Below are 25957 nucleotides of genomic sequence, written 5' to 3'. Positions count from 1 at the left end.
GCGTCAGGCGAAGCGCACCGTCTGCTGCAGGCGCGTCCGCACATCGAACACCTCGTTGCCGCCGATCGCCCGGGCGCCGGCGACCCCGCGGCGGAGCACCGTCGACAACGCGCTGCGTGAGACGACCACCACCGGGGTGCCCCGCACTTTGCTGAGCTCGGTGATCGGATCCATCACGTCGTCGTCGGGCAGCACCACGATGGCGCCGCCGAAGCGCACTCCCGCTGCCCGGGCCGTCACCCGCATGCGGGCGATCAAGCCCGCGATCGGGGCGCCCGCCACTCCGTCACCGATCAGTTCGCTGCGGCGGATGCGCACGGGTCCGCCGAAGTCCTCGGACAGGATGCCGTAGAGCCCGCTTGGTCCGAGCACGATGTGGTCGATCTTCGCGTCGGGGTCCGCGTCGCGACCGGCCGCCATCACGTCGTGCCAGACGGTGTACCCCATCCCCAGGTCGGCCACCACCCGGGCGGTCGCCTCTTCGGCGAGCGCGTCCGCGAGCAGTCGGCGAAGGTGGTGCGGCGCAGAGCGGACGAGCGCGGGGTCGTACGGATCGTCGAGCGTCACGCCGCGGCCCGCCCACTCCCGGATGAGCGTGAGGTAGCGCTCGCGGCGCCATCCGCCCGGCTGTCCGAAGGATCGGGCCCTCGGCCTCGTGTCGGCGCGCGGCGCGGGGGCGCGCCATCCGGACCACTGCTCGGCCGGCTGTGCGCCGAACCCGTGCCCGCGGTCGTAGGCGGCGCGGGCGGCGGGCGTGCCGACGAGCTCCCACGCCCGCTGCACCTGGACGAAGGTCGCGGCATCCCCTCCGGTGTCGGGATGGGTCTGTCGCAGGCGCAGGCGGAAAGCCTTGCGCAGCATCTCCTCGTCGGCGGTCGGCTCCACCCCGAGCACCTCGTACGCCGAGGACGAGAGCGGACTGTCGAACACGCGCGCCCTCCCGGTCGGTCGCCGCCGCGGCGCCGGCGGCGGGTTTCAGGCTAATCCACCCGGCACCGACTCGGGGTCGCGCCGGCGCGGGGCAGGCACGGTCAGCCGCCGCGACGCTCGTTCCGGCGAGCGTATGCCGACGCGCTGCGGCTCGACAGGGCGAGCAGGACCAGGATGTCGAGGCTCAACGACAGCAAGGTCCCCCGCAGCGTGATCTCCTCTCCGACGGCCCACCAGGCCGCGAAGGCGGAGCTGATGGAGACGACCGACACGAGCATGACGACGATGCGCGGCCAGTTGTGCCCGCGGAAGATCAGGATCGCAAGCAGCGCATCGATCGCGAGGAACACCGCGCCCACCGCCAGCACGACCCACAGCGCCAGCTGCGCCGCCTTGGGCGACGATTCGAACCCTTGGATCCTGACGTCGGCGGTGTGGAGCAGCGCGTCCCAGCCGGCTGCGATGCCGATCAGCACCACAAGACCCGCGACCACGCGCAGCAGCACCAGCACGACCCCTGCCGTCGTCGAGGACGGCCGCGGCATGCTGGGGTTGTAGCCGGTCGGCTGAAGCAGGCGCGCCGCAGGCTCGAACGCGGGGCGCTTCTGCGGGGACGGCGTGGTCATCTCGTCTGCTCCGTGACGGCGCGCACATCCACGATCGGCAGGTCGCCATCCGTGGTGATCGAGTCGCCGCCGCCGTTTCGGGCGTGGTAGCCCGTCGAGAAGTCCTCGATGACATCCAGTGCGACCCGGGGGTCTGCGGTCACGGTCGCCACGATGTGGTCTCGTTCGACGTCGGTGTCGGCGTCGATCTTGTGGGTGATCTGGAGTGTGAACAGCGACAGGCCGACGCTCGTGTCGAAGGTGCCGGCGGCGACCCAGTCCACGCGTCGCCCGCCCGGCAGCAGCCAGTCGTCGGGACACCGCCAGAACCGCACGTGGTGTCGCTGTGCCGGATTGCCGTCGACCTCCTGCTGGTACGCGAAGTCCTGCTGCCGCCCGAAGAGGAACAGCGGACTTACCGGCGCCTCGTCATACGTGCGGCGCCCCACGGTCGAGGCGATGATGCGCCAGGACGAGGCCGGCGTCACGGGATCCGCCATGGTCCAGCCTGCGGCGGCCATTGCCCGGTGGATCTGCGGCGCATCGCCGAGGAACGCCAGGTTGACCGGATCGCCCAGCAGACCGTCGCTCGTGCGGGCACGGCCGATGAAGTAGTCGGGGACGTAGATCGCCGTGAGGATCCGATGCAGCCGCGGCAGCACGAGATACGCCAGCAGGCCCCAGAAGACGATGACCCACAGGATCCCCCACCAGCCGAGCTGGAAGGTCTCGGTGAAGCTCAGGTACGCGAGCCAGATCGCCGAGAGGCCGGCGAAGACGAAGAAGAACCAGTCGATCGCGATGCCGATCGAGTAGCTGCGTCGGGGCTCCTCGTCGTGCACGGTCGGCGCCTCGTCATCCCCAGAGCGGCGTCGCGGGTGTGTACGAGAAGGCGGATGCCGCGGCATCCGGTGACAGCTCGGCGATGGTCGCAGGGCTCCACCGCGGAGAACGGTCCTTGTCGATCACCTGCGCCCGGATGCCCTCGACGAGGTCGGGCTGCGTCGCGGCGAACCAGAGCACGAGGCCGTATTCCTGTGCCAGCGCGGCGCGCAGGTCGGGAAGCTCGCGGGCGCGACGGACGGCCTCGAGGGTCACCGCGAGAGCGGTCGGAGCAAGTTCGCCGAGCAGCTCGGCGGTGGCGGATGCCTCGGGCTCTGGGCGCGCCCGGAGGCGTTCGACGATCTCGGCGACGGTGTCCGCGGCGAATGCGCCGTCGATCCAGCTGCGCGCGTCGCGAAGCCGCGGCGGTTCGGGAGTCTCGTCGAACAGCAGCACGAGCTCGGTCGGACTCGACGGATCGGCGCGGGTCTCGAGCGCGTCGCGCAAGGCCTCCAGGCGATCGGCGGGCACGTAGTGATCGGCGAATCCGGCGTAGACCGCGTCCGAGCCGTTCATCACCGCCCCGGTCAGACCGAGGTATTCGCCGAGGCGGCCCGGTGCGTGGGCGAGCAGCCAGGTGCCGCCGACATCCGGAGTGAATCCGATACGGGTCTCGGGCATCGCGAGCTCGGACCGCTCCGTCACGATGCGGATCGCGGCGTGACCTGCGAGGCCGATGCCGCCGCCCATCGTGATGCCGTCCGCGATCGCGACGACAGGGGTCGGGTACTCCGCGATGCGGGCGTTCAGCGCGTATTCGGCGCGGAAGAAGATGCCGGTGTCTTCGGGGCGTCCGCCGGAGATCTGCTCCGCGAGGCCGCGGACGTCGCCCCCCGCGCACAGGCCGCGCTCGCCCGCGCCGTCCAGCAGCACGATGTCCACGTCGGTGTCGTCCCGCCACGCATCGAGCGCGGCGGAGAGATCCTCGATCATGCCGAGGTCGAGCGCGTTGATGGCGCGCGGGCGATTCAGCGTGAGGTGTCCGAGTCCACCGTATGCGCGGACGAGGACGCGGGGCTCCGGGACGTCGGTCACTCTCGCAACGTTACCGCGCGTCCGCCGATCGGCGAGGGCGTGTGTCTCGGACGGATATCACCCCGACATTCCCGCACAGCGAGCGCAGTTTCCGCAAAGATGTGTGGAACGACTCACGACGACGAGAGGGTTCGGGATGCCCGAGGGCTTGGCGCTGGAATTCTCCGGGGTGACGAAGCGGTTCGGTGCGATAACGGCGGTCTCGGACTTCTCGGCGCGAATCGAGCCGGGCCGCGTGACCGGCTTCCTCGGACCGAACGGCGCCGGCAAGACCACATCGCTGCGGATCCTGCTCGGCCTCGTCCGCGCGACCGAAGGTTCCGCGACCATCGGCGGCGTCCCGTACGCCCAGCTCGACCGCCCGCTGCAGACCGTCGGAGCGGTGCTCGAGGCATCCAGCTTCCATCCCGGCCGCACAGCGGCGAATCACCTCGTCGTGTACGCGCAGGCAGCCGGCATTCCGCGGACGCGCGTGGACGACGTGCTCGGGCTGGTGGGGCTCGCCGACGCTGCGGGTCGCAAGGTCGGGGGTTTCTCGCTCGGCATGCGGCAGCGCCTCGGCCTCGCCTATGCCCTGCTCGGGGATCCCGGCATCCTGGTCCTCGACGAGCCGGCCAACGGCCTGGATCCCGAGGGTATCAAGTGGATGCGGGGCCTCCTGCGTCAACTGGCCCGCGAAGGCCGCACCGTGCTGACGTCATCCCACCTGCTCGCCGAGGTGCAGCAGACGGTCGACTCCCTGCTGATCATCTCGCACGGCCGGCTCGTGTTCGAGGGTGGGCTCGATGAGCTCACCGACCCGTCCGAATACGCGACCGTCGTCGACTCCCCCGACCGGAACGCGCTCATCGCCGCGCTCACCGACGCCGACGTGCCGTTCGAGGTGCTGCGCTCGGGTCTCACCGTCCGCGGACTCGAACCAGCGGATGTCGGCGCCCTGGCGGCATCCGCAGGCGTCGCGCTGTCGTCGCTGCACCGTCGGGGACCCGCACTCGAAGAGGTCTTCCTCGATCTCGTCAACGGCACGCGCGTGCATCCGGGCCCGGTAGGCGCCGCCGAGGCTGTGATCACCGGGGCGGACGCCGCCCCCGAGGAGCAGGCGGATGCCGGAGCCGGGGCCGACGAGCAGATGGATGCCGCCCCCGAGGCGGAGTCCCCGCCCGCCGCTCACCCTGCCTTCATCGTGGCGAGCACGGGTGTGATCGACGTCGGCTCGTCCGAGGCGGAGCCCCGCACCGAGGCGTTCATCCCACCCGAGGCCGAAGAAGCGCCTGGCCCGGATGCCGAAGAGACGACCGTGGCCGCCGAAGACGCGACCGGGGATGCCGAAGACGGGACCGTGGGTGCCGAAGACGCGAGGGGGGATCCCGACGAGGCCGTGGATGATCCCGACCTGGTCGGATCCGATGACGAGCCGCTCGACGAAGTCGCGTCGGCGGTGTCGCCCGAGTCGGACCGGCCGTGGGAGGAGTACGTGAAGACCGATTCCGATCTCGAGGCCGACGCGTTCTTCGCGTCGTTCGACGCGTCGCAGGCGGCGGGCGCCGCACCGCCCGAGGCCGTGCCGGTCCGCGAAGCCGAATCGCACGACGAACGCGATCCCGAGCCCGAACTCGATCCCGAGCCCGCGCTGTCCGACCTTTCGTCCGAGTGGGTCGAGGAAGAACAGCGCCACGGTCGCGACCACGGAGGTGAGCAGCGATGAGCCTGACGGCAGCGACCCGCTCCGAGACCACCAAGCAGTTCACGACGTCGATCTGGTGGGTCCTGGCGATCGTGCTTGCGGCCTACGTCGCGTTCACCGCGGCGGTGCTGGGCTTCGTCTTCACTGCGTCGGCCTCGGGTGCGCTCCCCGGCGCCAACTCTCCGCAGCTGCCCACCGCAGGGCTCGCGCCGGTGCTGTACAGCGTCGCCACCGCGGTCGGGTACGTCTTCCCCCTGTTGATCGGCACCCTGATGGTGACGGCCGAGTTCCGCCACAAGACCCTCACGCCGACGTTCCTCGCGACCCCGAGACGCGGACTGGTGCTCTGGGCCAAGCTGTTCGTCGGCGTCGTGTTCGGCGTCCTGTTCGGCGTGGTCGGCGTGATCTTCGCCGTGGCGCCGTCAGCGGGCTTCCTGGCCGGATACGGCATCGACACGGAGCTCGGTTCGTCGGATTCCTGGGCGCTCTTCGGTCGCATGATCCTCGCGTTCGTGCTCTGGGTGCTGATCGGGATCGGCGTCGGCGCGCTCGTGCGCAACCAGGTCGGCGCGATCGTCGGCGTGCTCGTGTTCACCCAGTTCATCGAGCCCGTGGGCCGCGCCGTCGCGGCATTCGTGGATCAGCTCTCGGGCGTGATCCGCTTCCTGCCGGGCGCGGCGAGCGACGCGCTGGTGGGGTCGAGTGTCTTCAACGCCGTGCCGGCGACGGCATCCGCGGCGGAGCCTCTCCAGTGGTGGGCCGGCGGACTCGTCCTGCTCGGCTACGCCGTTCTGTTCGTCGTCCTGGGGCACCTGGTGAGCTGGCGGCGCGACGTCAGCTGACGAGCACCGGTCCCGGGCTCACGAGGCCGGGGCGGGAGCAGGACTCGGAGTGTTGCGCGCTTTCTTGGCGGGGTTCGCCACCGGAATAGCACCTGTCTCGGCGGCGATGTCGACGACATCCGCCGCTTCGTCTGCGACGTCCAGACGCAGTGCCTGGATGAGCGCGAGACCGTGACGCGTCGTCAGGATCACCCGCTGGAACAGGGGGTGACCGTCGAGGTCGATCACCACGCTCGGCCGATGGCGGCGGATGATCGCGAAATCCTGACCTCCGGCCGACTTCCAGGTGCCCATCGCGACGACGCCGCGCAGGTGCGTGCCCGGACTCGGCACGCCGCGCAGCCACGTCCAGGCGTCATCCGTGAGCTGCACCTTCGCGATGGTCGAACGGTCGATCACCACATTCCCCTTGTGGAATGCCATGGCCCGCTCGGCACCCGACAGCACGACCTCCAGCTGCGCCGCGTCGAGAAGGAGCGTGACCATGTCTCTAGTGTGCCAGCGGTCGCGGCCTCGCGCCGGTCCTTTGCTCACAGGACGGCAACGATCCGCGACGCCCGTGGTCGCAGGCGGTGCAAGACTGGTTCGGTGACCCTGCTCGAGTCGGCTCCCCCGCAGGACCCCGCGACCCTCGTTCGCGTCAGCCGGGCGCTCGACCTCGCAGCGTCCGGCGGCCGCCTCGACGCCGCCGACGCGGAGGTGCTGCTCAGTGCTGCCGGCGCAGACTTCGAGCGTCTGCTCGAGATCGCGGGAGCCGTGCGCGATGCGGGGCTCGCGGCATCCGGTCGCCCGGGCGTCATCACCTACTCGCGCAAGGTGTTCGTGCCACTGACGACCCTGTGCCGCGACCGCTGCCACTACTGCATCTTCGTCGACACCCCCGGCCGGCTGCTCAGGCTGCACAAGCCCGCCTACATGTCGCCCGAGCAGGTGCTCGCCGTGGTGCGTCAGGGTCAGGCGCTGGGCTGCAAAGAGGCTCTCCTCACGCTCGGCGATCGACCGGAGGACCGCTGGCCCGAGGCACGCGCATGGCTCGACGAGCACGGCTTCGAATCGACGCTGGACTACGTCGGGCACGTGGCACGACTCATCACCGCCGAGACCGGGATGCTCGTGCACCTGAACCCGGGTGTGATGAGCGCGGACGAACTGCGGATGCTGCGTCCCACCGCACCCTCGATGGGAATGATGCTCGAGACGACCTCCCGGGACCTCTACGAGGTGCGGGGGCAGGCCCACTACGGCTCGCCCGACAAGGATCCCGCAGTGCGCCTCGCAGTGATCGACGATGCCGGGCAGACCCGCATCCCGTTCACGACAGGCATCCTCGTCGGCATCGGCGAAACGGCGCGCGACCGCGCCGAGTCGCTCATCGCGCTCCGCGACGCCCATGAGCGGCACGCCCATGTGCAGGAGGTCATCGTCCAGAACTTCCGGGCGAAGCCCCGGACGGCGATGCAGGGGGTCGCGGATGCCGCGCTCCTGGAGTATGTCGCCGCGGTCGCCGTCGCCCGGATCGTCATGGGACCGCGAATGCGGATCCAGGTGCCCCCGAATCTCTCCGACTCCGCCGAGTTCGACCTGCTCGTCCGGGCAGGAGCCGACGACTGGGGCGGGGTCTCACCGCTCACCGCCGACCACGTGAACCCGGAACGCCCGTGGCCGCACCTCGAGGACCTCGCGGCCCGCACCGCCGAGCTGGGCTTCGCGCTGCGGGAGCGCCTGACCGCGCAGCCCGAGTTCGTGCAGGACCGTGACGAGTGGATCGACCCGGCGCTGCATGCCGCGGTCGCGTCGCTCGCGGACCCCCAGACCGGCCTGGCGGCCGTCCGCCGATCGGCGGATCCCCGGTCATCGAGCGAGCGCCGGCGAGTCGACGCGTCCTCGCCCAACGACCGGGTGAAGCAACTCGCGGAGGCCGCGGCATCCGATCCCCTGTCGCTCGACGATGTCGAGTGGGTCGCCCTGCTCGAGGCGACCGGTGACGACCTCGATGCGCTCGCGGCGACGGCGGATGACGTCCGCCGCTACACCGTCGGCGAAGCCGTCAGCCTCGTCGTCAACCGCAACCTGACTTCGAGCGGATTCCGTTCGGCGGCATCCGGCGATCCCGCGACTTTCACGCTCGAGGATGTCGCCGCGGTCGCGGCCGATTCGTGGGACCTCGGTGCGACCGAGCTGTGCGTCCAGGGTCTGATTCCCGCCGCCGAGGATCCAGAGGCCTACCTGGCGATCGCTCGTACTGCGAAGGCGGCCGCTCCCGGCATCCACCTGCACGCATATCGCCCGCAGGATGTGTGGGATCTCGCCGACCGCGGGGGCCTCGGGCTCGAAGGCGCGCTGGTGGCGCTGCGCGAGGCGGGCGTGGACACCGTCCCGGGCACGGGCGTCAAAGTGCTGAGTGAGCGTGTGCGCGGCCTCGTCGCACCGGGCGATCTCGAGATCGATCGGTGGATCGTCGGGATCACCGCCGCCCACCGGGCGGGCTTCCGGTCGACCTCGGTGCTGTTCTACGGTCACGTCGAGACCGCTGCCGAGCGCATTTCGCACCTGCGGCGGCTGCGCGAGATCCAGGACTCCACCCGCGGTTTCACCGAGTTCGTTCCGATTCCGCTCCCGGGGCCGTCCGGCGGCGTCCCGCTCGTGCCGGGCCGTGCTCCTCTCGACGAGCAGCGCGCGATGGTGGCCGTCTCGCGGCTGGCTCTGAGCGGCAGCATTCCGCACATCCAGATCCCCTGGACCCGCGTCGGCCTCGGCGGCGCCGCCGAGCTGCTGCGAGCGGGGGGCGACGACCTCGGCGGCACGCTCCTCGACGGCAGGGTCAAGCCCGAGGCGGGCATCGAGCACGGCCTCGAACTGCCGGTGGCGGATGCCGCAGCCATCGCGGCGCGCCTGTTCCGGCCGTTCCGGCAGCGGACGACGGACTACCGCGAGCCGCCCGTCGACCGGTGGGCGGCGACGCGATGACCCGGGTCGAAGTCGCGATCGTCGGCGCAGGGTTCGCGGGCCTGGGCATGGCGATGGCGCTGAAGCGGCTGGGTCGGGACTTCGTGGTGCTCGAGCGCGCGGCATCCGTCGGCGGCACCTGGCGTGACAACACGTACCCGGGCGTCGCATGCGACGTGCCGTCCCACCTCTACGGTTTCGCCGATCATCCGAACCCCGACTGGTCGGGCACGTATGCGACCGGCGCCGAGATCCGCGCCTACCTCGAGCGCATCGTCGAGGCCGAGAACCTGCAGCCTCGCCTGCGTCTCGGAACCGCCATGCTGACGGCGCAGTGGAATGCCGACGCCGAGGTCTGGCATCTCGACAGCCCGGACGGCGCGGTGATCGCGGACGCGCTCGTCCTCGCGTGCGGGCGGCTCACCGAGCCTGCGATCCCCGACATCCCCGGTCTCGAGACCTTCCCGGGACCGATGTTCCATTCGGCTCGGTGGGACCATTCGACCGAGCTCTCCGGCGCGCGGATCGCCGTGGTCGGAACCGGCGCGAGCGCGGTGCAGCTGGTACCGCAGCTGGCAGGGACCGCCGAGGTCACGCTGTTCCAGCGCACACCCGCGTGGATCGTGCCCCGGGGCGGCGCGGCCTACACGGCGGCGGAACGCCGAAGGTTCGCCACGCACCCCGACGAGCTCGTGCGACTGCGCACGGCGCTCTACGCCGAAGGCGAGGCGCGTTTCGCGTCGCGATCCGGGGATGCCGCGGCATCCCGCGAGGCGCGGGGCGTCGCGCTCGCCCATCTCGAGGCCCAGGTCGCTCAGCCTGCGCTGCGCGCAGCCCTCACGCCCGACTACGCGTTCGGATGCAAGCGCGTGCTGCTCTCGGACGACTTCTACCCGGCCCTCGCCTCGGGGACGGTGACGCTCGAGGCCTCCGCGCTGCGAGCCGTCGAGGGCTCGACGCTCATCGCAGCGAGCGGCGCCCGCCATGACGTCGACGTGCTGGTGCTGGCGACGGGCTTCGCGTCGACGCGTCAGCCCTACGCCGACCTGGTCGTCGGCGAGCAGACGACGCTCGCGCAGCACTGGGCCAAGGGCATGACCTCGTTCGCGTCGACCGTGGTGACCGGCTTTCCGAGCATGTTCGTGCTCGACGGGCCGAATGCGGCACTCGGGCACTCGTCATCCGTGCTGATGATCGAGGAGCAGGTCGCCTACGTGATCCGCTGCCTCGACCGTCGCGACAGCATCGGCGCGCTGCGCGTCGACCCGGTCGCCGAGGCCGCATACACCGACGAGATCGCGGTGGCCGCGGCATCCACGCCATGGATGACCGGCGGATGCCGCAACTGGTACGTCGACGAGCGCTCGGGCCGTCTCACACTCCTGTGGCCGGGCACGGTGGGCGCATTCCACGAGCGGCTGGCGCGTGCGGACGGCTCGGAGTTCGGGTCGCCCGACGCGCCCGTCAGGGGCGCCCGGAGAGGAACGGCATGACGGTCCCGCTGCGTTTCGGGTACAAGGCATCGGCGGAGCAGTTCGGGCCGAGCGAACTGCTCGACTTCGCGATCCTCGCCGAGGAGGTCGGGTTCGACTCGGTCTTCATCTCCGACCACCTGCAGCCATGGCTGCACGAGGGCGGCCACGCGCCCGCCTCGGTGCCGTGGCTCGGTGCGCTGGGGGCACGTACATCGAAGGTGCTGATCGGAACGTCGGTGCTGACTCCGACGTTCCGCTACAACCCGACGGTCGTGGCGCAGGACTTCGCGACGCTCGGCGTGATGTACCCGAAGCGCGTGATCCTGGGCGTCGGCACCGGCGAGGCGCTCAACGAGGCGAACCTCGGCATCTCCTGGCCGGATCCGCCGGAGCGGTTCCAGCGCCTCAAAGAGGCGATCGAGCTGATCCGCCTGCTGTGGCGGGATGAGCGCGTCACGTACGAGGGCACGTACTACACGGCGCGCAACATCACGATCTACGACAAGCACGACGTCCACCCGGTGCCGATCTACATCGGCGCCGCGGGTCCGGCCGCGACGCGGCTCGCGGGGCGGATCGCCGAAGGGTTCATCACGACGAGCGGGAAGAAGCCCGAGCTGTACACCGAGACGCTGCTGCCCGCGCTGAAGGACGGGCTGCACAAGGCGGGTCGCGGTCCCGAAGACATCGACACCCTCATCGAGATCAAGGTCTCGCTCGACCTCACCAAAGAGGCGGCACGCGAGAAGACGCGGTTCTGGGCGCCCCTGGCGCTGTCGCCCGAAGAGAAGATGGGCGTCGACGACCCGATCGAGATGCAGCGCCTCGGTGAGCAGCTTCCGATCGAGCGGGCGGCATCGCGGTTCATCGTGTCGGACGACCCCGACGAGCACGTCGAGCGCATCGGCTGGTACATCGACCTCGGGTTCCGCCACCTCGTGTTCCACGATCCGGGTCAAGACCAGGCCGCCTTCCTGCGCCGCTACGGCAAGGAGATCCTGCCGCGGCTTCGGGCCCGGTACGGCGTGTGACGGCGCGCGCCTGGACGGTCGTCATCCCGGTGAAGCCGTCCGCCCACGGAAAGTCGCGCCTCGACGTCGCGGGCATCGACCGGATCGCCCTCGCACGAGCGATCGCGCTCGACACCGTCGCCGCGGCCGCGGCCTGCGAGTCCGTCGAGCGGGTCGTCGTCGTGACGCAGGACGGGGGCCTCGTGATCCAGGCAGCGGACATCCCCGGCCTGAGGTTCGTGTCGGACGAGGAGGCCATCGGCCTCGATGAGGCGGTCGCACTGGGTGCGAAGACGGCGGAAGGGAGGCCGCGCGCCGCCCTTCTCGGAGACCTCCCGGCCCTGACCCCGACCGACCTCGCGGCGGCCCTGGATGCGGGCGCCGCCGTGGATCGCGGCGTCGTCGCCGACGCGGAAGGCACGGGTTCGACGCTCGTCACCGCCCGCGAAGGGGTGGCCTGGCAGTCGTCGTTCGGCGACGGCTCGTTCGCGCGGCATCTCGAGATGGGCTGCGCACCGCTGGCGATTCCGGATGCCTCCCCCCTGCGCCGGGACGTCGACACGGCGGAGCAGCTGGCCGAGGCCGCGGCCCTCGGGCTGGGGCCGCGCACGGCGGCGCTGCTCAATGCGCGGGTGGGGTGAGAGCGCAGGCGGAGGACAGCCGCGATTTCACGCCCGCGTGGGCATGAATCGCAGCGTGGGCGAAGGCCGGTCGGCATAGATCCGGCCCAGCGGACTGGTCCAGACCAAAACACCGGCTTCGTGCTGCTCGACCCGCCACGCAGTGTTGTGCTTCATCGTGTGGTGGCGCCGGCAGAGGTGCGCGAGATTGCAGACGCTGGTCGCACCACCATGCTGGTGATCGACCGTATGGTCCACATCACAGCGCCACACCGGTATCCGGCATCCGGGAAACCGGCAGTGCTCATCACGAGCCCTCAAGTGCCTGCGTTGTGCTTCGCTCGGAAACCGCCGATGCACGGCGACGACATCGCCGCTGAGCGGATCGGTGATCACGTGGTGCCAGATGGAAGCAGCGGCGGCGATCCGCCGCGCCGACTCCGAATCGATCGGACACCGATCGGCGAGGTACGCAGCAGGACAGGTGCCCTCGGTCAGCGTCTGCACCGGGACTGTGATCTGAACGACCCCCCGGATGGCGTCCACCCGGGCGCCACCGTCGCGATCGATCGCCGCTGTGCTGGCATGTCCGGTAAGCAACAGGTCGCAGAACGCGTCCACGCGCAGCTGATCCAGGGTCCGATTCGCCTGCGGGCTTGCGTCCGGCCCAGTCGGGTCGGCGGACTCAGGCTGAGACTTGCTCTCGACACCGGAGCGGAGGTGCGCATCATCGCTGATCGCTTCACGCTCGGCATCACGGACGGCGTGGGCGAATCGGGTGAGCCGGTCCTCGATGCCACGCGCCAGCGCCGTAGGCAGTAGGGCCCACAGCTCTGTCATTCCGTCATCGACGTCGCGCAGGTGAACCCGCCGTCGTGTGCGGGCATCCGCGTGCCGATCGTCGAGGGTCGTGGCCATGAGCTGTTCGGCGACCGCCTTCGCGACCGCGCGAAGGCGGCCCGTCGTCAGTTGGGCCGCAAGGTCCAGCACGATCCGCTCGTATTCGGCGCGCCCGGTGTCGTCGCTCAGGCGGATGCCCTCGTCTGCGATCACCTGTGCGTGTGCGCGGGGAAGGATGCCGTCGCGCAGGGCGCCGAATGTCGCGCCGAACCGATCGCGCAGGACCTGGGCATCGTTCATGTGCTGCTCGACGGTGCGGTCACTCATCCGCACCGCACACGCCAACTCGGCCGCGAACGACCGCACCGACAGCGTGGTACCCGGCCGTGAGTCCCCGTCGGCAAGACAGAGGTCGAGACTCTCCGCGAGAATCCGAGCCTGTACCGCCTGCCACCGCGCGACCTCCGTCGCGGCTTGCTCCCACTGGCCAAGAAGTTGTTCACGATGCAGCTGAGCACCGATGAATCGCGCCACGGCAGGCGGTCGATCGATCGCGTCGGCCGCTGGATCGACGATGTCACCTGTCTCGGGCCCCGGCTCGGGTTCGAACCCCCACGATTCGGCGATTGCAACACGCTCGGCCCACAACCACGCTTCGAACTCGTCGGGCTCCGAGTCAGGGATCACCTTGGTGGACATGCGGTCATCATCGCATCAACCTCAGACATTGATACGAATGTTATCCGGCATTCTGGGGAGACTGTCACCGATCATACGAACTTATGATCGCTTCCGACGCAGGTATGAGGCACCCGTGAGGAGCGCAACACGCCCTGCGCACCCCGTCCCTCAGCTGAGCAGCAGGTACCCCGCGCCGACGACGGTGAACACGATCACCAGCCGCTCGAAGAGCATCTGGTCGAGGCGTCGCGCGAACCAGAGACCGAAGAGGGCTCCACCCACCACTGCCGGCACGAGCACGAGATCCAGCAGGAGTCCCGGCACCGTGATCAGGCCGAGTCCGACAGAGAACGGCACCTTCGTGAGATTGATCAGCGCGAAGAACCAAGCCGCTGTCCCGAGGAACTCGTTCACCGAGAACCGCGACGCGAGGAAGTACATCGACATCACCGGCCCGCCGGCGTTGGCCACCATCGTCGTGAACCCGCCGAGCGTGCCATAGGAGGCCGCCGCAACGCGATGCGACCCGCCGCCCGCGACCCGACGGCCCATCCTGCGTCGCACGAGGGTGACGGCGATCACCGCGAGCAGGATGACTCCGATGACCTTGCGCACCCACTCGTCGTCGGCGACGGCGAGGAACAGCACGCCGAGCGTCAGTCCGATGAGCACCGCAGGCGCCAGCCGCAGGAGCACTCGCCAGTTGACATGCCGGCGATAGGCCGCGATCGCGAAGACGTCGGCGACGATCAGCAGCACGAGCAGCGCCCCTGTCGACTGCCTCGCCGGCAGGATCGCGGCGAAGATCGCCACCGCGATCGTGTTCGCGCCGGGTACGGCGGTCTTGGAGACCCCGACCGTCACCGCCGCGACGGCCAGCAGCGCCCACGCCCACCAGGCGAGTTCCGGCACGTCAGACCCCCGCCGCTGCCAGCGCAGCCTCGGCGAGGGCCATCGAATGCGGTTCGTCCTTCATCCACAGCGGGGTCACGACAGGCCGGATGCCGCCCCCGGCGACCGCTGCCGCCGATGCGGCGTCCTCCTCGGCGAGCAGCCACGCGTCCAGCAGCCCACCGCCGGGGCGAGCGCCGTAGTGCGCGGCCACGGCAGCCGCAGAGGTCTCCACGCCGATCGCGGCGAGACAGACATCCGCCATCCCCCGCACGACCCGACCCCCGATGATCGGAGAGACTCCGACGACAGGGCCGGATGTCGCGGCCAGCGCCTCGCGGATGCCCGGCACCGCGAGGATCGGCCCGATCGACACGACAGGATTCGACGGGGCGATCAGCACCAGGTCCGCCGAGGCGATGGCGGCGACGACGCCTGGCGCCGGCGTGGCCGACGCGATGCCGGGATTCTCGAAGCGCTGTGGCTCGAGTGCCGCCCGATGGCGGGTCCACCACTCCTGGAAGTGCATGCGCGACCCGTCGCGGAGCACGACGACGGTGTCGACCTCGTCGTCGGTCATCGGAAGCAGCCGGGCTCCCAGCAGCCAGCGGCGCGACATCCGCTCGATCACGGCCGTCGGTGTGAGCCCGTCGCGCAGCCAGCCGGTGCGGGCGAGGTGCGTGCCGAGGTCGAGGTCGCCGAGCGTGAACCACGGCCAGCCCGCCCCCCACTCCTGCAGCTCGTGGTTGACACGCTCGCTGTCGCCGGAGCGGCCCCAGCCGCGCACGGTGTCGTTCACTCCGGCCAGGGCGTACATGATCGAGTCGACATCGGGCTGCAGGCGGACGCCCGAGAGCCAGAGGTCATCTCCCGTGTTGACGATGACGGTGAGCGCGTGCTCGGTCGGGAAGATGCCGCGACGCCGCAGTGCGGCACGGGCACCCAGCACGAAGCGGGAGCCGCCGACTCCTCCGGCGAGGACGACGACGCGAGGAACCGGCATCCCTCCAGGCTAGAGCGTCGAGACTACGGGGCGAATTCGTCCGCGGCGTGAGGGAGTGGAAAGCGGGCGACGGCATCGATCAGCGCGTCGACGGTCTGGGTGTCGGCGACCACATCGACCGAGAGGCCGGAACGGCGTGCATCCTTCGCGGTTCGCGGACCGATCGCGGCGATCAGCGTCGTGGACGGGACGTAGGGGAACTGCGCGCTGACCTGCTCCGCCACCGAGCCGCTCGTCACAAGGATCGCGTTGATGCGCCCCGAACGCACGTCCTCCGCGATGCGATCCGTCACCGGAACGCCGACCGTGCGGTACGCGACCACGCTGCGCACGCGGTGACCGGCCTCCGAGAGCATGCGGGTGAGCACCGGCTTCGCGATCTCGCTCCGCAGGGTCAGGATGTCGCGCGGGTCCGGTTCCAGACCGATCAACTGCTCCGCCATCCCGGCCGCCGAGTTGTCGCGATCGGGCACCAGATCGACTCGGTAGCCGACGGCGAGGAGGGCCGCCGCCGTGGTCTCGCCGACCGCGGCGATCCTGGTCTTCGCGGGAATCGTGGCCCGATACGCGTAGAGAACGTCGACCGTCGTCGCGCTCGTGACGGTGAGCCAGTCGAAGGCACCGCCCGCGAGATCGGCGAGCGCCTGCTCGAGCGTCGCCTGATCGTTCGTCGGCGCGAAGTTGATGAGAGGCGCGATCACCGGCACCGCGCCCTGCGTCCGCAGCGTGGCAGCCACGGAGTCTCCCCATGGACCCCCGCGGGGCACCAGGACGCGCCATCCTGCGAGGGGCTTGGCAATCGGATGCCGGGGTGCTGGGTTCATGGAGTCGACTCTCAGTGGTACTTGAGTCGGCCGCTCAAGATGTTCGAGCAGCCGCCGCGCGTTCGAATCGGGTTCGCGCAGTCGGCAGCATCCGCACCATTGCACTGCCTCACCCGAGAGCATACCGCTCCCACGGCGCAGTGTCCGGTTCGGTGAGACGGCAGTTGCGATTCGCGACGGTCGGAGGCGTCAGCGGGTGTAGAGGCGCACCAGACCCCACACCAGCGCGCCGATGGCGGTGGCACCGGCGATCACGGCCACGGCCGCGAGGGCGGGCTCCTTCTTCGCGAACGCGCGCGCCTTCGCGACGTTCTCGTCGACGGTGCGCGACACACGCCGCGGCACATTCGCCTTGACTTCGATGGCTGCCAGCGCCGCCTTGAGCTCGGCGCGGGCCTTCTCGACCGGATCGGCTATTCCGAGCGGTACCGCCGTGTGCGGCACGGGAACCGGTGCCGGCGTCGAGGCCGGGACGACCGCCGAGGCATCAGAGCTCATCGCGCACTTCCTTCACGTCCTGGACGATCGATTGAACCGGGTTCTGTGCACGAGCGAGTCTGCGGAATCGCAGCACGCCGAGCAGTGCGAGGAGGGCCGTGATCAGCAGCATCACGATGAACACGACAAGGGCCGACAGCCACACGGGCCACCACGAGGACAGGCCGGCGATGATGAAGGTCCCGAGCACCGGCACCGACCAGAAGAGCACGAAAAGTGCGCCGACGATCCAGCCGGTTCCGACGCCGGCGTCCTTCGCGGTCTTCTGCAGCCACGCCTTCGCCGCGTCGATCTCGGCGATGACGAGGTTGCGGATCAGCTCGGGGACGTCGCCGAGAAGCGTGAGGAGGCTGTCGTCGGCGCGGTCGCGGAACCCACGCGGGGTCGTCACGTCACGCCTCGTCGGGCTGCTCGGCGCCCTCGACGTCGTCGATCACGTCCGACGCCGCGTCCTTCGCGGCGGAGGCGGATTCCTTCGCGGCGCTCGCGACATCGTCGGCCTGGTCTTCGCCGACCTTGATCGCCGCGTCCAGCTTCTGGCCCGGGGTGCCCTTCGATCCGGCGGCGCGGGTGACCTTGACCGCGGAGTCCCACAGCGTGCTCGGCAGCGCCATGGCGCTGGACTTCGCGAAGTCCTTGACCTTGTCGACCTGCTCCTGCACGGGATCCATGTTCCAGACCTTCATGGCCTGCTCTTTGATCTGCTCATACCGCTCTCGGCCGGCACGGGAACCGAGGACGTAGCCGACGGCGAGTCCGATGACGAGTCCTGCTTTGCCCTTCATAGGGTCTCCTCACGCTCAGGGAGCTGGGTGGTCTCGTCCCAGGGTAGACCCGTATGCCGATTCCGGCATCCACCTTGACAACGGAGGGGGGCGTCAGGGTGCCGCGGCTGCCGCTGCCGTGTCAATCCGCGGTCGGCGGCGCGCCGAACAACGCAGCCCGGCGCACTGCGAGGGCCTGCGCGCGGGCGTCGGGCACCACCTGCGCGAGGCCGGTGCCGCTGAGCCAGGCGCCCACCGCGACGATCCCGGTGAGCTCCGCGAGCCGTGCCCGCACAGCTGCCGCGGCATCCCGCTGCCCGATCGCGGCTCCCGGCAGCGTCTGCTCGTACCGCGCGATGTCGCTGCCCACGACCTGCGAACCGTCGAGCGCGACGCCCAGCAGCGTTGCGGCCTCGGTGACCGCCATCGCGGTCGCGGCCTCGAGGTCGAGACCATCGGTGGCCGGCGGCTCGGCCTGGCTTCCGAACGAGACACGGACGACGTGGCGGTGCGGATGCTGCGCGCGGACGATCTCGGAGAGCCACGCCCACTTCGCGGTGGCGTGGGTCAGCGCCTTGGCCCGATGGGTACCGGGAACGGTCAGCACCCCCGAGCCGCGAGGCGCGGCATCCAGTTCGGGGGAATCGAGGACGAGAGTGACGATGTGGACCCGCGGAGCCGGGCCTGGCCGGTCCGCGAGGCCGATCAGCGGACGCAGCAGCGCGCGGGCGGCCGACTCGGAAGCGGCGACGACGACCTGGTCGCTCGAGAGGTCGCCCTCGGCAGTGCGGATCCTCCAGCGGGGGGAGTCCTTCGCGGCATCCGACACCCCCTCGATCGCCTCGACCGGGGTGTCGAGGCGGATCTCGACGCCGAAGTCGGCCAGGCGTGCGGCGAGGGCATCCACGAGCCGCGACATCCCGCCCCTGACCCCCTCGACCGCGCTGCCGGGCGCTTCGGTGCGGGCCCGCGCGAGCTGCAGGACGGCGCCAGAGAGCGATCCGGCGCGGGTGAGTGCGGCGCTCAGACCTGGCGCGGCCAGCTCGACGTCGATGTCGTCAGGATCCGCCGAGTAGACACCCGAGGTCACCGGGGCGACCAGCCGTTCCAGCACCCGCTCGCCCATGCGGCCCCGCACGAGCCGGCCGAGGCTGCGCTCCTGACCGATCGTCAGCACCGGTCGAAGCCGGTCGAGGTACGCGCGCCACGCTCCGTTCCAGCCGATGACCGCGCGCACGTCCTCTGCGAACGGACTGGCGGGGATGCCGAGCACCCCGCCTTTCGGGAGCGGCGCCGCGCCAGGCAGCCCGGCGATCCACGCGCCCGCGGGCGCCGGCGTGACGATGTCGTCGCCGAGCCTCACCTCCTCGACGAGGGCGCGCACGTGACCGCCGCGGGTGGCGAAGCTCTCGGCGCCGACGTCGAGGGTGAGGCCGGCGAGATCGGCGGCGCGCACCAGGCCGCCCAGGCGATCCGAGGCTTCCAGCACCGTGACGCGGACGCCGACCTTCGCGCATTCCAGGGCTGCGACGAGCCCGGCGATCCCACCGCCTACGACCACGACGTGCGCCTCATGGGCGTGAGCCGCGAGATCTTCGAGCTGTTGCGGATCGTCGACCATCCCTTCATCCTCCCACCCGCCGACGCGAGGGCTGTGCGGCGTGGCCCCGCTCGCCATGGAGTGCGAGACTGGCCTGATGACGCTCCACATCACGGGCGACGCCGACGCCGACGAACTCCTCACCGACAATCCGCTGGCGCTGCTGATCGGGATGCTCCTCGACCAGCAGGTGCCGATGGAGACTGCATTCGCCGGACCCCTCAAGATCCAGGAACGGGTCGGATCCGTGGATGCCGCGACGCTCGCCGGCTACGACCCCGACGAATTCGTCGAGATCTTCCGCAAGACGCCCGCCGTGCACCGATTCCCGGGTTCGATGGCGGCCCGAGTGCAGGCGCTGTGCGCCGCGGTCGAGCAGGACTGGGACGGAGACGCCGCGGCGATCTGGACGCGGGACTCCCCCTCGGGCGACGAGGTGCTCCGGCGGCTGCAGGCACTGCCGGGCTTCGGCGTGCAGAAGGCGAAGATCTTCCTCGCACTGCTCGGCAAGCAGACCGGGTTCGACGGAGACGGCTGGCGCGAGGCATCCGGACACTACGGCGATGCCGACTGCTACCGCTCCGTCGCCGACATCACGTCGGCCGACTCGCTCGCCAAAGTGCGCGAGCACAAGCGCGCGATGAAGTCCGCGGCGAAGGCCTGACATGCGCCCGACCGGCGGGAACGTCGCCGAGTTCGTCGCGGCGGTGACGCCGGCGAAGCGGCAGCGGGATGCCGCGACCATGGTCGAGCTGCTGCGCGAGCTCACCGGACGCGAGCCCGCGCTGTGGGGCACGATCGTGGGGTTCGGATCCTGCCACTACGCCTATCCGACCGGGACGGAGGGCGACATGCCGTTGGCGGGCTTCGCGCCCCGCCGCCAGGCCACCACCGTGTACCTGCTCAGCACCGCCTCGCACGGTGAGCAGCTCGCAGATCTCGGGCCTCACGAGACCGGCGTCAGCTGCCTCTACATCAAGGACCTCGAGGCCGTCGACCTCGATGTGCTGCGCGACGTCATCGCCGACGACCTGCGTCGCGTCACCGCGGGCGAGACGCCCGGCGCGGAGATCGTGGTCACCGGCTGAGGCCCCGGCGGCGTACCCGGGATCAGATCGGCGGTTCCTTTAGGCCGCGGGTGGTCAGTCCCCCGGAAGTCAGGCGCCGACGAGACGTTCGGTGAGGTGAGCCTGCAGCGCGCCGAGGGGGATGCGCTCCTGACCCATCGTGTCGCGATCGCGCACGGTCACCGCGCCGTCGTCCAGTGAGTCGAAGTCGACCGTGACGCAGAACGGCGTGCCGATCTCGTCCTGACGACGGTAGCGCCTGCCGATGGCGCCCGCGTCGTCGAAATCGACGTTCCACCTGCCGCGGAGGTCCGCGGCGACCTGTCGCGCGAGCGGCGACAGGTTCTCGTTGCGCGACAGCGGCAGCACGGCGACCTTGACGGGAGCCAGGCGCGGGTCGAGCTTGAGGACGGTGCGCGAGTCGGTGCCGCCCTTCGCGTTCGGCACCTCCTCCTCGTGGTACGCGTCCACGAGGAACGCCATCATGGCGCGGGTCAGGCCGAACGAGGGCTCGATGACGTACGGGATGTACTTCTCGCCGGATGCCTGGTCGAAGTAGGTGAGGCTCTGCCCTGACGCCTCGGTGTGGCTGTGCAGGTCGTAGTCGGTGCGGTTGGCGATGCCCATGAGCTCGCCCCACTCCTTGCCCGGGAAGCCGAAGCGGTACTCGACGTCGATCGTGCCGGCGGAGTAATGCGCGCGGTCCTCTGCCGGCACGTCGAAGCGCCGGATGTTCGCGGGATCGATGCCGAGGTCGACGAACCAGTCCCAGCATGCCTCGACCCAGTGCTCGAACCACTCCTGCGCCTCCGCAGGCGGTACGAAGTACTCGATCTCCATCTGCTCGAACTCGCGCGTGCGGAAGATGAAGTTGCCGGGCGTGATCTCGTTGCGGAACGCCTTGCCGACCTGGCCGATGCCGAACGGCGGCTTCTTGCGTGAGGCCGTGAGCACGTTCGAGAAGTTCACGAAGATGCCCTGCGCGGTCTCGGGGCGGAGGTAGTACAGGCCCGACTCGTCGTCGACGACGCCGAGGTAGGTCTTCACGAGGCCCGAGAACGCCTTCGGCTCGGTGTACTGGCCCTTGACGCCGCAGTTCGGGCATGGGACATCCGCCAGCCCGCTCTCGGCGGGGCGGCCCTTGCGCGCCTCGAAGTCCTCGATGAGGTTGTCGGCGCGGAACCGCTTGTGGCAGCTGAGACACTCCACCAGCGGATCGGTGAACGTGGCGACGTGACCGGATGCCTCCCACACGCGCTTGGGCAGGATCACGGACGAGTCGAGGCCCACCATGTCGCCCCGGCCGCGCACGAACGTCTGCCACCACTGCCGGCGGATGTTCTCTTTGAGCTCGGTGCCCAGCGGTCCGTAGTCCCATGCCGACCGGGAGCCGCCATAGATCTCGCCCGCCTGGAAGACGAATCCGCGGTGGCGGGCGAGGGCGATCACTTTGTCGAGGCGGGACTGCTCGGCCACGGTGGCTCCAATGGTCGGGATGGGAAGAGGGGGGTGCGGAGATCGCGGATGCCGCGGATCGCGGCATCCGTCGATTCTATCGGGGTCCCGCATGCCTCCCCCGGTCGCGGCCGCTGTCAGCTGCCGAGCCGCACCACCGTGTAGCCTCCGACGACCGCGCCGTCCTGCTGAGCCGTCACGCGGTACACATGCGCCTGCCCGGGAGGCGGCGGGGCGTCGCCCGTCGCGAACTGCACCTGGTCGCCATCGCCGGTCGCGACGACGGGCCCGGTGCCGCCCGCCGTACCTGGGCGTCCGAGGATCAGCCCGCCGGTGCCGACCGCCTGGCCGGGGAACACGCCGCGCTGCATGGTGTGCAGCTGCAGCCAGGGCATCGTGGCCGGAGCGTGCCGCGCGACCGTGACCGTCGCCGTGCCGCCGAAGAGCTGGCCGACCGACAGCGTCAGGGGGCTGTCGGCGTCCATCCCGGCCGGGATCACGTGGATGTTGCGCTGTCCGAGGTGGCGGTTCTGCGAGGCATCCCACTCCGGCGTGGTCATCGGATCTGCCGCGACGTCGAACGCCCGCACGAGCAGGCACTCGTGGCCGCCGTTCGTGTAGGTCGCGCGCCAGCTCTCGGGGCACTTCACGACCTTGTGGCAGTCCGGGTCGCTGCGCGAGCCCAGCCAGGTCATCGTCGAGCCGATCAGGTGGGCACCCGTCGGGTTGAAGCCGAGGGAGGGGTCGCACCAGTAGAACTGCACGACAACGGCGCGAGCTGGAGCGTGCCCGAGGTTCCAGACATGCGCGTAGACGGTGTTGTCCTGGCCCGCGAGCGCGGTCTGCCCGAGCTGCGCCGGCTGGTCCGGCGCGACCGACGGATGCACTCCGCCCAGGATGTAGACATCCGGGCTCTCCCAGAACGGCTGCGTCGTCGGACGGGTGCCGGTGTCGCCCGGGAACGCGCGCATGAACAGGAACGGCAGGTGCATGTCCTTGCGCGGGCCCGGCCAATGCCCCGGCTTCGGCGGGTGATGGATGTCGCCGGGCGTGAGCGGAGTGCCGAGATCGCCGTCGTCCGTCCCGGGAGTACGGGTCGGACGGCCACCGTCGTGGCTGCCACCGTCGCCGTGCCCGCCGTGGCCGCCGTGCCCCCCGTGACCCCCGTGACCCCCGTGACCGTGATCGTGACCGTGATCGTGGTGGCCGTGATGCCCGCGGTGGCAGTCTGCGCAGCCGCAGTCGCACGCGAGTCGGCTCACCGCGTCGACGAGATCCTTCAGCGCCTCCACGCGGTCGGCACGCCCGTGCCACTCTTCGTGGTGCTCGTGCTCGTGCTCGTGGTGCTCGTGGCCATGGTCGTGGTGGTCGTCGTGGCCGTGGTCCCGCCGGTGCTCATACTCGCCCATCAGCCGACCTCCTTCCGGCTCACGCGCCGGCGCCTCGGCGCGGCCTTGGCGCCCGCTGCCGGCTGCTCGGCGGCCTGCGGCAGCATCACGGGCTCGGCGGCGATGCCGTGGACCTTCGCCAGCCCGATCCCGCCATCGAGCGGACCGTGGTCGAAGGCACCGTGGTCGAGCGGACCGTGATTCACTGGCCCGCCGGCCTCGCCTCCGGTCTGCACCTCGGTGTAGTGCAGCAGCAGCTTCCACTGTGTCGGATCGTCGGCCACGATGGCGGAGCTCAGCGGCCGCTCGACGGCGCCGTGCCAGTCGTCACCGCCCTCGCTCTCGCGCTCCGGCTTGAGGTAGCTCTGGTGGCGGAAGTTCTCGCCCTGCACGTCGCCGCGGATCCAGTCCCAGCAGCGGTAGCCGTACCCTCGATCGGCGTCGAGGTTGAAGTCGGGCACGGGCCGTTCGTCCTTGTCGAGAACTCGCCCGATCAGGTACGCCGCGAACGGGATCGCGTCGCCCAGCGGACTGTGATCGGTGGCACCGTCACGACCGATGAGCAGTTCGTTGACGGCATCCGTCATCGCAGGCGAGAGCGCGACCTCGTACGCGCTCCGCGCCCCCGGCGCGATCTGCCGGTCGGTGCGGAAGAACACCCCGTCGGGCCTCGCCCCGGTCGGATAGGGCCCGGTGAGCGCCCGGCCCTTCGCATCGCCCACCGCCTTCTTGACCCACTCGCCGTACCGCTCCCAGAGCCCCAGCCGCCTCAGCTCCTCCTCGACATCCGAGAGCTCGGTCGGCGTGACGTAGAGCGACTTGTCGTCCCGCCGCGAGATCAGCGGATACGCCCACGGCCGCTGATACTCGTTCGGGTCGCTGTCCTTGTTCTGCGCCGGGCGCACCGGCAGGAACGGCGTGAGCAGGTTGCGCGGATTCGTCGGCTCGACGATGAGCCCCGGATCGCGGTCGAGGTTGCCGAACGGGTCGGTCGCGTCGCCGAGCGCCTGCAGGAACGCCCCATCGACGGTGCTGCCGAGCGTGATCAGCGCGTGGTCGATCTCGTTGGGCTGAGCCAGTTCGCCATCCTTCACCAGCTCGCCGTGCGGGATCACGAACCCGGTGTGCGCCATGATCTCGTGGGTGGTCGTGACGATGTCCCACGCCCACATCGCGAGCTGGTAGAGCGCCCAGCGGATGGGATACGTGCCTGGCGAGACGAGTGCCTTCACGAGGTCGCCGATCAGCTTCGCGATCGCCTCGGCTTCGTGCACCAGCCAGTCGAGGAACGACTTGATCGCCGAGCACACGTCCTGCAGCGGGTCTCCGCTGGAGGGTCCGGAGAAGTCCGGCGCGCTCGCGATATCGGTGAAGTCGCTGGCGGGCGGCCAGATGATGATCTCGGGCTCTTTCGGCTTGTCGAGGTCGAACCCACCCCAGAACGACAGCCGGTAGAAGCTCGTCATGAACCGGTACGACGTCTGCACCTCCCACGGCAGCGGGTAGCCGTACGGCACGTCGAATCCGGGATCCGGCGCGACGGCCTTGATCACGTCGTCGATCGGGCGGTCGAGATGGATGCCGGCAGTGTCGAGGATGGCCTGAAGGGCGCCCTTGAACCCTCCGATCCCGCTCTGGAACACGCCGCCGCCGAGGTTTGCCGGCTGCGGCTCGCCGTCCACGTGGTACGTGGCGATGAGCGCGCGGACGATGCCCTCGGCCAGCCAGTCCGGCATGAAGCCGTCGACGTCGACCGCATCCTTGGCCTTGGCACGGTCGTCGGGGAGGGATGTCGGTCGCTCGAACCCGTTCGGGTGCTCGTCATCCAGGGCCACCGCGTACACGAAAGCGCTCCGCGACAGATCGGGGTACAGCTCGGTGGCCGCGAGATCGTCCGTGGGAAGGGCGCCGCCGACACCGGCCTCGCGATAGTTCCAGGCGTCGATGTGGTTCTCGATCAGGTGGTGGCGCTGCCAGTGCGTGCGGAACGGGCCACCGCACTGCTCGTTGACGAAGGAGTGGTCGATGGTGTCGGTGCCGAGGTGCGCGACCCAGCCGAGCGCGAACGCCTGGAACTGCTCCAGCTTGTCGGTGTCGCCATCCTCGGCGAACTGCCGCTCGGCCTCGAGGAAGAGGTTCCGCGCCATCGTGGTCGTCTTGCGGTAATGCAGCATGTCGCTCCACAGGAACGACTGCTCGTCGAACCCGCCGCGCATCTTCAGCGAGAACCACGAGAAGATGTCCGTGAAGGTGATGAGCTCCTCCTCGGCCACCTGCTTGATGGCGGTGACGAGCTCGGTGAGGGCGTCGCCGAAGGCGCTGAGCAGTCCGCCCGTGAGGTCGTCGAGCACCTGCGTCGCGGCATCCACGATGGGACCCACCGTGGCGTCCCATGCCGCGACGAAATCGTCCCAGATCTTCTTGAGCTTGATCAGGATGCGCACGATGCGGGCGAACGTGGCATCCACCTCGGCGAGGATCAGGAGCAGCGGCTCCCATTCTTCGTCCTTCGCCTTGTCGATCCAGTAGTAGACGGCCATGCCCAGCATGAGGATGTCGTCCTCGAACTCGAACTCCGCGAGGGGCCCGCTCGCATAGTCCTGGCTGAAGAAGAACAGATCGGGGCCGACGGCGCCGATGTTCGTGAAGATCGGCCATTTCTTCATGATGAGGCTGCATCGCCCGGGATCGAGTCCCTGCAAGCCGCCCAGCAGCGGCTGGACTCCCTCACCCACGTCCAGGGGGTTGAATGACTTGCTCTCACCGAGCCAGTCGGCGAGGAGTCGAGCGGTGTAGACGTGAGTGAAGTGACCAGGCATGAGACCGACCTCCGCGGGCGATCATCCTCCTCGGAGGGCCGCGCGACAACAGGGTGAGGGCTCAGCCGCACCCAGCGGTCCACATGCCCTGTCGCCCA

Annotated in this window: 24 protein-coding genes; 8 read left to right on the top strand and 16 right to left on the bottom strand. The window is 70.0% G+C overall.

The genetic code is table 11. The annotated features are described in order from the left end of the window. Positions 1-3 precede the first annotated feature (3 nt). The 4 genes from ABD212_RS09330 to ABD212_RS09315 form a co-directional block, all read right to left on the bottom strand. Entirely contained in the window at positions 4-930 is a 927-nt protein-coding gene (locus ABD212_RS09330) for a J domain-containing protein (RefSeq protein ID WP_344093700.1), read from the bottom strand. Between the two features lie 101 nt (positions 931-1031). Beyond that, entirely contained in the window at positions 1032-1556 is a 525-nt protein-coding gene (locus ABD212_RS09325; protein WP_344093697.1) for a hypothetical protein, read from the bottom strand. Continuing rightward, positions 1553-2377 carry an LssY C-terminal domain-containing protein gene (locus tag ABD212_RS09320; protein WP_344093695.1) on the bottom strand — a complete coding sequence of 275 codons (825 nt, stop codon included), beginning with the start codon at positions 2375-2377 and terminating at the stop codon, positions 1553-1555. Before ABD212_RS09320 ends, ABD212_RS09325 begins: the two co-directional genes overlap by 4 nt. Positions 2378-2390: 13 nt before the next feature. After that, positions 2391-3452 (bottom strand): enoyl-CoA hydratase/isomerase family protein, encoded by a 1062-nt coding sequence (locus tag ABD212_RS09315; RefSeq protein ID WP_344093693.1) that lies wholly within the window; start codon positions 3450-3452, stop codon positions 2391-2393. Between the two features lie 136 nt (positions 3453-3588). On the opposite strand from ABD212_RS09315, the gene ABD212_RS09310 reads away from it, so the two are divergent. Further along, positions 3589-5157 (top strand): ABC transporter ATP-binding protein, encoded by a 1569-nt coding sequence (locus ABD212_RS09310; protein WP_344093691.1) that lies wholly within the window; start codon positions 3589-3591, stop codon positions 5155-5157. Next, on the top strand, positions 5154-5978 hold the full coding sequence (locus tag ABD212_RS09305) for an ABC transporter permease (protein WP_344093689.1): 825 nt from the start codon (positions 5154-5156) through the stop codon (positions 5976-5978). Before ABD212_RS09310 ends, ABD212_RS09305 begins: the two co-directional genes overlap by 4 nt. Before the next feature lie 18 nt (positions 5979-5996). Here ABD212_RS09305 and ABD212_RS09300 read toward each other — a convergent pair whose 3' ends face one another. Next, a complete protein-coding gene (locus ABD212_RS09300) occupies positions 5997-6464 on the bottom strand; it encodes a hypothetical protein (RefSeq protein ID WP_344093686.1) in 468 nt (155 codons plus the stop codon). Positions 6465-6572: 108 nt separating this feature from the next. On the opposite strand from ABD212_RS09300, the gene cofG reads away from it, so the two are divergent. From cofG to cofC, 4 genes are read left to right on the top strand one after another with little or no spacing between them, the layout of a single operon-like run. Next, on the top strand, positions 6573-8945 hold the full coding sequence (gene cofG, locus ABD212_RS09295) for a 7,8-didemethyl-8-hydroxy-5-deazariboflavin synthase CofG (RefSeq protein WP_425561259.1): 2373 nt from the start codon (positions 6573-6575) through the stop codon (positions 8943-8945). Beyond that, a complete protein-coding gene (locus ABD212_RS09290) occupies positions 8942-10417 on the top strand; it encodes a flavin-containing monooxygenase (protein WP_344093682.1) in 1476 nt (491 codons plus the stop codon). Before cofG ends, ABD212_RS09290 begins: the two co-directional genes overlap by 4 nt. Next, positions 10414-11430, top strand: a complete 1017-nt coding sequence (gene fgd / locus ABD212_RS09285; protein WP_344093680.1) for a glucose-6-phosphate dehydrogenase (coenzyme-F420) — start codon at positions 10414-10416, stop codon at positions 11428-11430. The genes ABD212_RS09290 and fgd overlap by 4 nt, the downstream gene beginning before the upstream one ends. Next, complete coding sequence (cofC, locus tag ABD212_RS09280) at positions 11427-12050, top strand: 2-phospho-L-lactate guanylyltransferase (RefSeq protein WP_344093678.1); 624 nt, start codon at positions 11427-11429, stop codon at positions 12048-12050. Before fgd ends, cofC begins: the two co-directional genes overlap by 4 nt. A gap of 27 nt (positions 12051-12077) precedes the next feature. Here cofC and ABD212_RS09275 read toward each other — a convergent pair whose 3' ends face one another. The 8 genes from ABD212_RS09275 to hemG all read right to left on the bottom strand — a co-directional run bounded on the left by ABD212_RS09275 (position 12078) and on the right by hemG (position 19151). Next, a complete protein-coding gene (locus ABD212_RS09275) occupies positions 12078-13568 on the bottom strand; it encodes an HNH endonuclease signature motif containing protein (protein ID WP_344093676.1) in 1491 nt (496 codons plus the stop codon). A 150-nt stretch (positions 13569-13718) separates the two neighbouring features. Then, positions 13719-14462 (bottom strand): sulfite exporter TauE/SafE family protein, encoded by a 744-nt coding sequence (locus ABD212_RS09270; protein WP_344093674.1) that lies wholly within the window; start codon positions 14460-14462, stop codon positions 13719-13721. 1 nt (position 14463) lies between these two features. Then, positions 14464-15444, bottom strand: coding sequence for a 2-phospho-L-lactate transferase (cofD, locus tag ABD212_RS09265; RefSeq protein WP_344093672.1), 981 nt, complete (start codon positions 15442-15444; stop codon positions 14464-14466). A 23-nt stretch (positions 15445-15467) separates the two neighbouring features. Further along, complete coding sequence (locus tag ABD212_RS09260) at positions 15468-16268, bottom strand: uroporphyrinogen-III synthase (protein ID WP_344093670.1); 801 nt, start codon at positions 16266-16268, stop codon at positions 15468-15470. 189 nt (positions 16269-16457) lie between these two features. After that, on the bottom strand, positions 16458-16766 hold the full coding sequence (locus tag ABD212_RS09255; RefSeq protein WP_344093668.1) for a hypothetical protein: 309 nt from the start codon (positions 16764-16766) through the stop codon (positions 16458-16460). After that, on the bottom strand, positions 16756-17157 hold the full coding sequence (locus tag ABD212_RS09250; RefSeq protein WP_344093666.1) for a phage holin family protein: 402 nt from the start codon (positions 17155-17157) through the stop codon (positions 16756-16758). The genes ABD212_RS09255 and ABD212_RS09250 overlap by 11 nt, the downstream gene beginning before the upstream one ends. 1 nt (position 17158) lies before the next feature. Beyond that, positions 17159-17551: a YtxH domain-containing protein gene (locus ABD212_RS09245; protein WP_344093664.1), complete on the bottom strand. Its 393-nt coding sequence runs from the start codon at positions 17549-17551 to the stop codon at positions 17159-17161. A gap of 121 nt (positions 17552-17672) precedes the next feature. Further along, positions 17673-19151 carry a protoporphyrinogen oxidase gene (gene hemG / locus ABD212_RS09240; protein WP_425561255.1) on the bottom strand — a complete coding sequence of 493 codons (1479 nt, stop codon included), beginning with the start codon at positions 19149-19151 and terminating at the stop codon, positions 17673-17675. 76 nt (positions 19152-19227) lie between these two features. Between hemG and ABD212_RS09235 the strand changes: the two genes are divergently transcribed. Together ABD212_RS09235 and ABD212_RS09230 are read left to right on the top strand one after the other, a co-directional pair. Further along, positions 19228-19794, top strand: coding sequence for an HhH-GPD-type base excision DNA repair protein (locus ABD212_RS09235; protein ID WP_344093659.1), 567 nt, complete (start codon positions 19228-19230; stop codon positions 19792-19794). A gap of 1 nt (position 19795) precedes the next feature. Beyond that, a complete protein-coding gene (locus ABD212_RS09230; protein ID WP_344093657.1) occupies positions 19796-20218 on the top strand; it encodes a DUF1801 domain-containing protein in 423 nt (140 codons plus the stop codon). 69 nt (positions 20219-20287) lie between these two features. Here ABD212_RS09230 and ABD212_RS09225 read toward each other — a convergent pair whose 3' ends face one another. The 3 genes from ABD212_RS09225 to ABD212_RS09215 form a co-directional block, all read right to left on the bottom strand. Further along, the gene (locus ABD212_RS09225) at positions 20288-21673 is read right to left on the bottom strand and encodes a glycine--tRNA ligase (protein WP_344093655.1); all 1386 of its coding nucleotides are present in this window, start codon (positions 21671-21673) and stop codon (positions 20288-20290) included. A 116-nt stretch (positions 21674-21789) separates the two neighbouring features. Continuing rightward, positions 21790-23061 carry a hypothetical protein gene (locus tag ABD212_RS09220; protein WP_344093653.1) on the bottom strand — a complete coding sequence of 424 codons (1272 nt, stop codon included), beginning with the start codon at positions 23059-23061 and terminating at the stop codon, positions 21790-21792. Continuing rightward, positions 23061-25859, bottom strand: a complete 2799-nt coding sequence (locus ABD212_RS09215; RefSeq protein ID WP_344093651.1) for a hypothetical protein — start codon at positions 25857-25859, stop codon at positions 23061-23063. Before ABD212_RS09215 ends, ABD212_RS09220 begins: the two co-directional genes overlap by 1 nt. Between the last annotated feature and the right edge of the window lie 98 nt (positions 25860-25957).

It is taken from the genome of Microbacterium deminutum, assembly GCF_039530205.1.
GTDB lineage: Bacteria > Actinomycetota > Actinomycetes > Actinomycetales > Microbacteriaceae > Microbacterium > Microbacterium deminutum.
Note: the sequence above shows the minus strand (reverse complement) of the source record. Positions and strands in the feature narration are given on the sequence as shown.

What these genes read in the sequence shown, in the direction of transcription:
- ABD212_RS09325 (WP_344093697.1), bottom strand. Translation starts at nt 1,556, where the DNA reads ATGACCACGCCGTCCCCGCAGAAGCGCCCCGCGTTCGAGCCTGCGGCG.
- ABD212_RS09310 (WP_344093691.1), top strand. Translation starts at nt 3,589, where the DNA reads ATGCCCGAGGGCTTGGCGCTGGAATTCTCCGGGGTGACGAAGCGGTTC.
- ABD212_RS09305 (WP_344093689.1), top strand. Translation starts at nt 5,154, where the DNA reads ATGAGCCTGACGGCAGCGACCCGCTCCGAGACCACCAAGCAGTTCACG.
- ABD212_RS09300 (WP_344093686.1), bottom strand. Translation starts at nt 6,464, where the DNA reads ATGGTCACGCTCCTTCTCGACGCGGCGCAGCTGGAGGTCGTGCTGTCG.
- ABD212_RS09290 (WP_344093682.1), top strand. Translation starts at nt 8,942, where the DNA reads ATGACCCGGGTCGAAGTCGCGATCGTCGGCGCAGGGTTCGCGGGCCTG.
- fgd (WP_344093680.1), top strand. Translation starts at nt 10,414, where the DNA reads ATGACGGTCCCGCTGCGTTTCGGGTACAAGGCATCGGCGGAGCAGTTC.
- ABD212_RS09275 (WP_344093676.1), bottom strand. Translation starts at nt 13,568, where the DNA reads ATGTCCACCAAGGTGATCCCTGACTCGGAGCCCGACGAGTTCGAAGCG.
- cofD (WP_344093672.1), bottom strand. Translation starts at nt 15,444, where the DNA reads ATGCCGGTTCCTCGCGTCGTCGTCCTCGCCGGAGGAGTCGGCGGCTCC.
- ABD212_RS09260 (WP_344093670.1), bottom strand. Translation starts at nt 16,268, where the DNA reads ATGAACCCAGCACCCCGGCATCCGATTGCCAAGCCCCTCGCAGGATGG.
- ABD212_RS09255 (WP_344093668.1), bottom strand. Translation starts at nt 16,766, where the DNA reads ATGAGCTCTGATGCCTCGGCGGTCGTCCCGGCCTCGACGCCGGCACCG.
- ABD212_RS09245 (WP_344093664.1), bottom strand. Translation starts at nt 17,551, where the DNA reads ATGAAGGGCAAAGCAGGACTCGTCATCGGACTCGCCGTCGGCTACGTC.
- hemG (WP_425561255.1), bottom strand. Translation starts at nt 19,151, where the DNA reads ATGGTCGACGATCCGCAACAGCTCGAAGATCTCGCGGCTCACGCCCAT.
- ABD212_RS09235 (WP_344093659.1), top strand. Translation starts at nt 19,228, where the DNA reads ATGACGCTCCACATCACGGGCGACGCCGACGCCGACGAACTCCTCACC.
- ABD212_RS09230 (WP_344093657.1), top strand. Translation starts at nt 19,796, where the DNA reads ATGCGCCCGACCGGCGGGAACGTCGCCGAGTTCGTCGCGGCGGTGACG.
- ABD212_RS09220 (WP_344093653.1), bottom strand. Translation starts at nt 23,061, where the DNA reads ATGGGCGAGTATGAGCACCGGCGGGACCACGGCCACGACGACCACCAC.
- ABD212_RS09215 (WP_344093651.1), bottom strand. Translation starts at nt 25,859, where the DNA reads ATGCCTGGTCACTTCACTCACGTCTACACCGCTCGACTCCTCGCCGAC.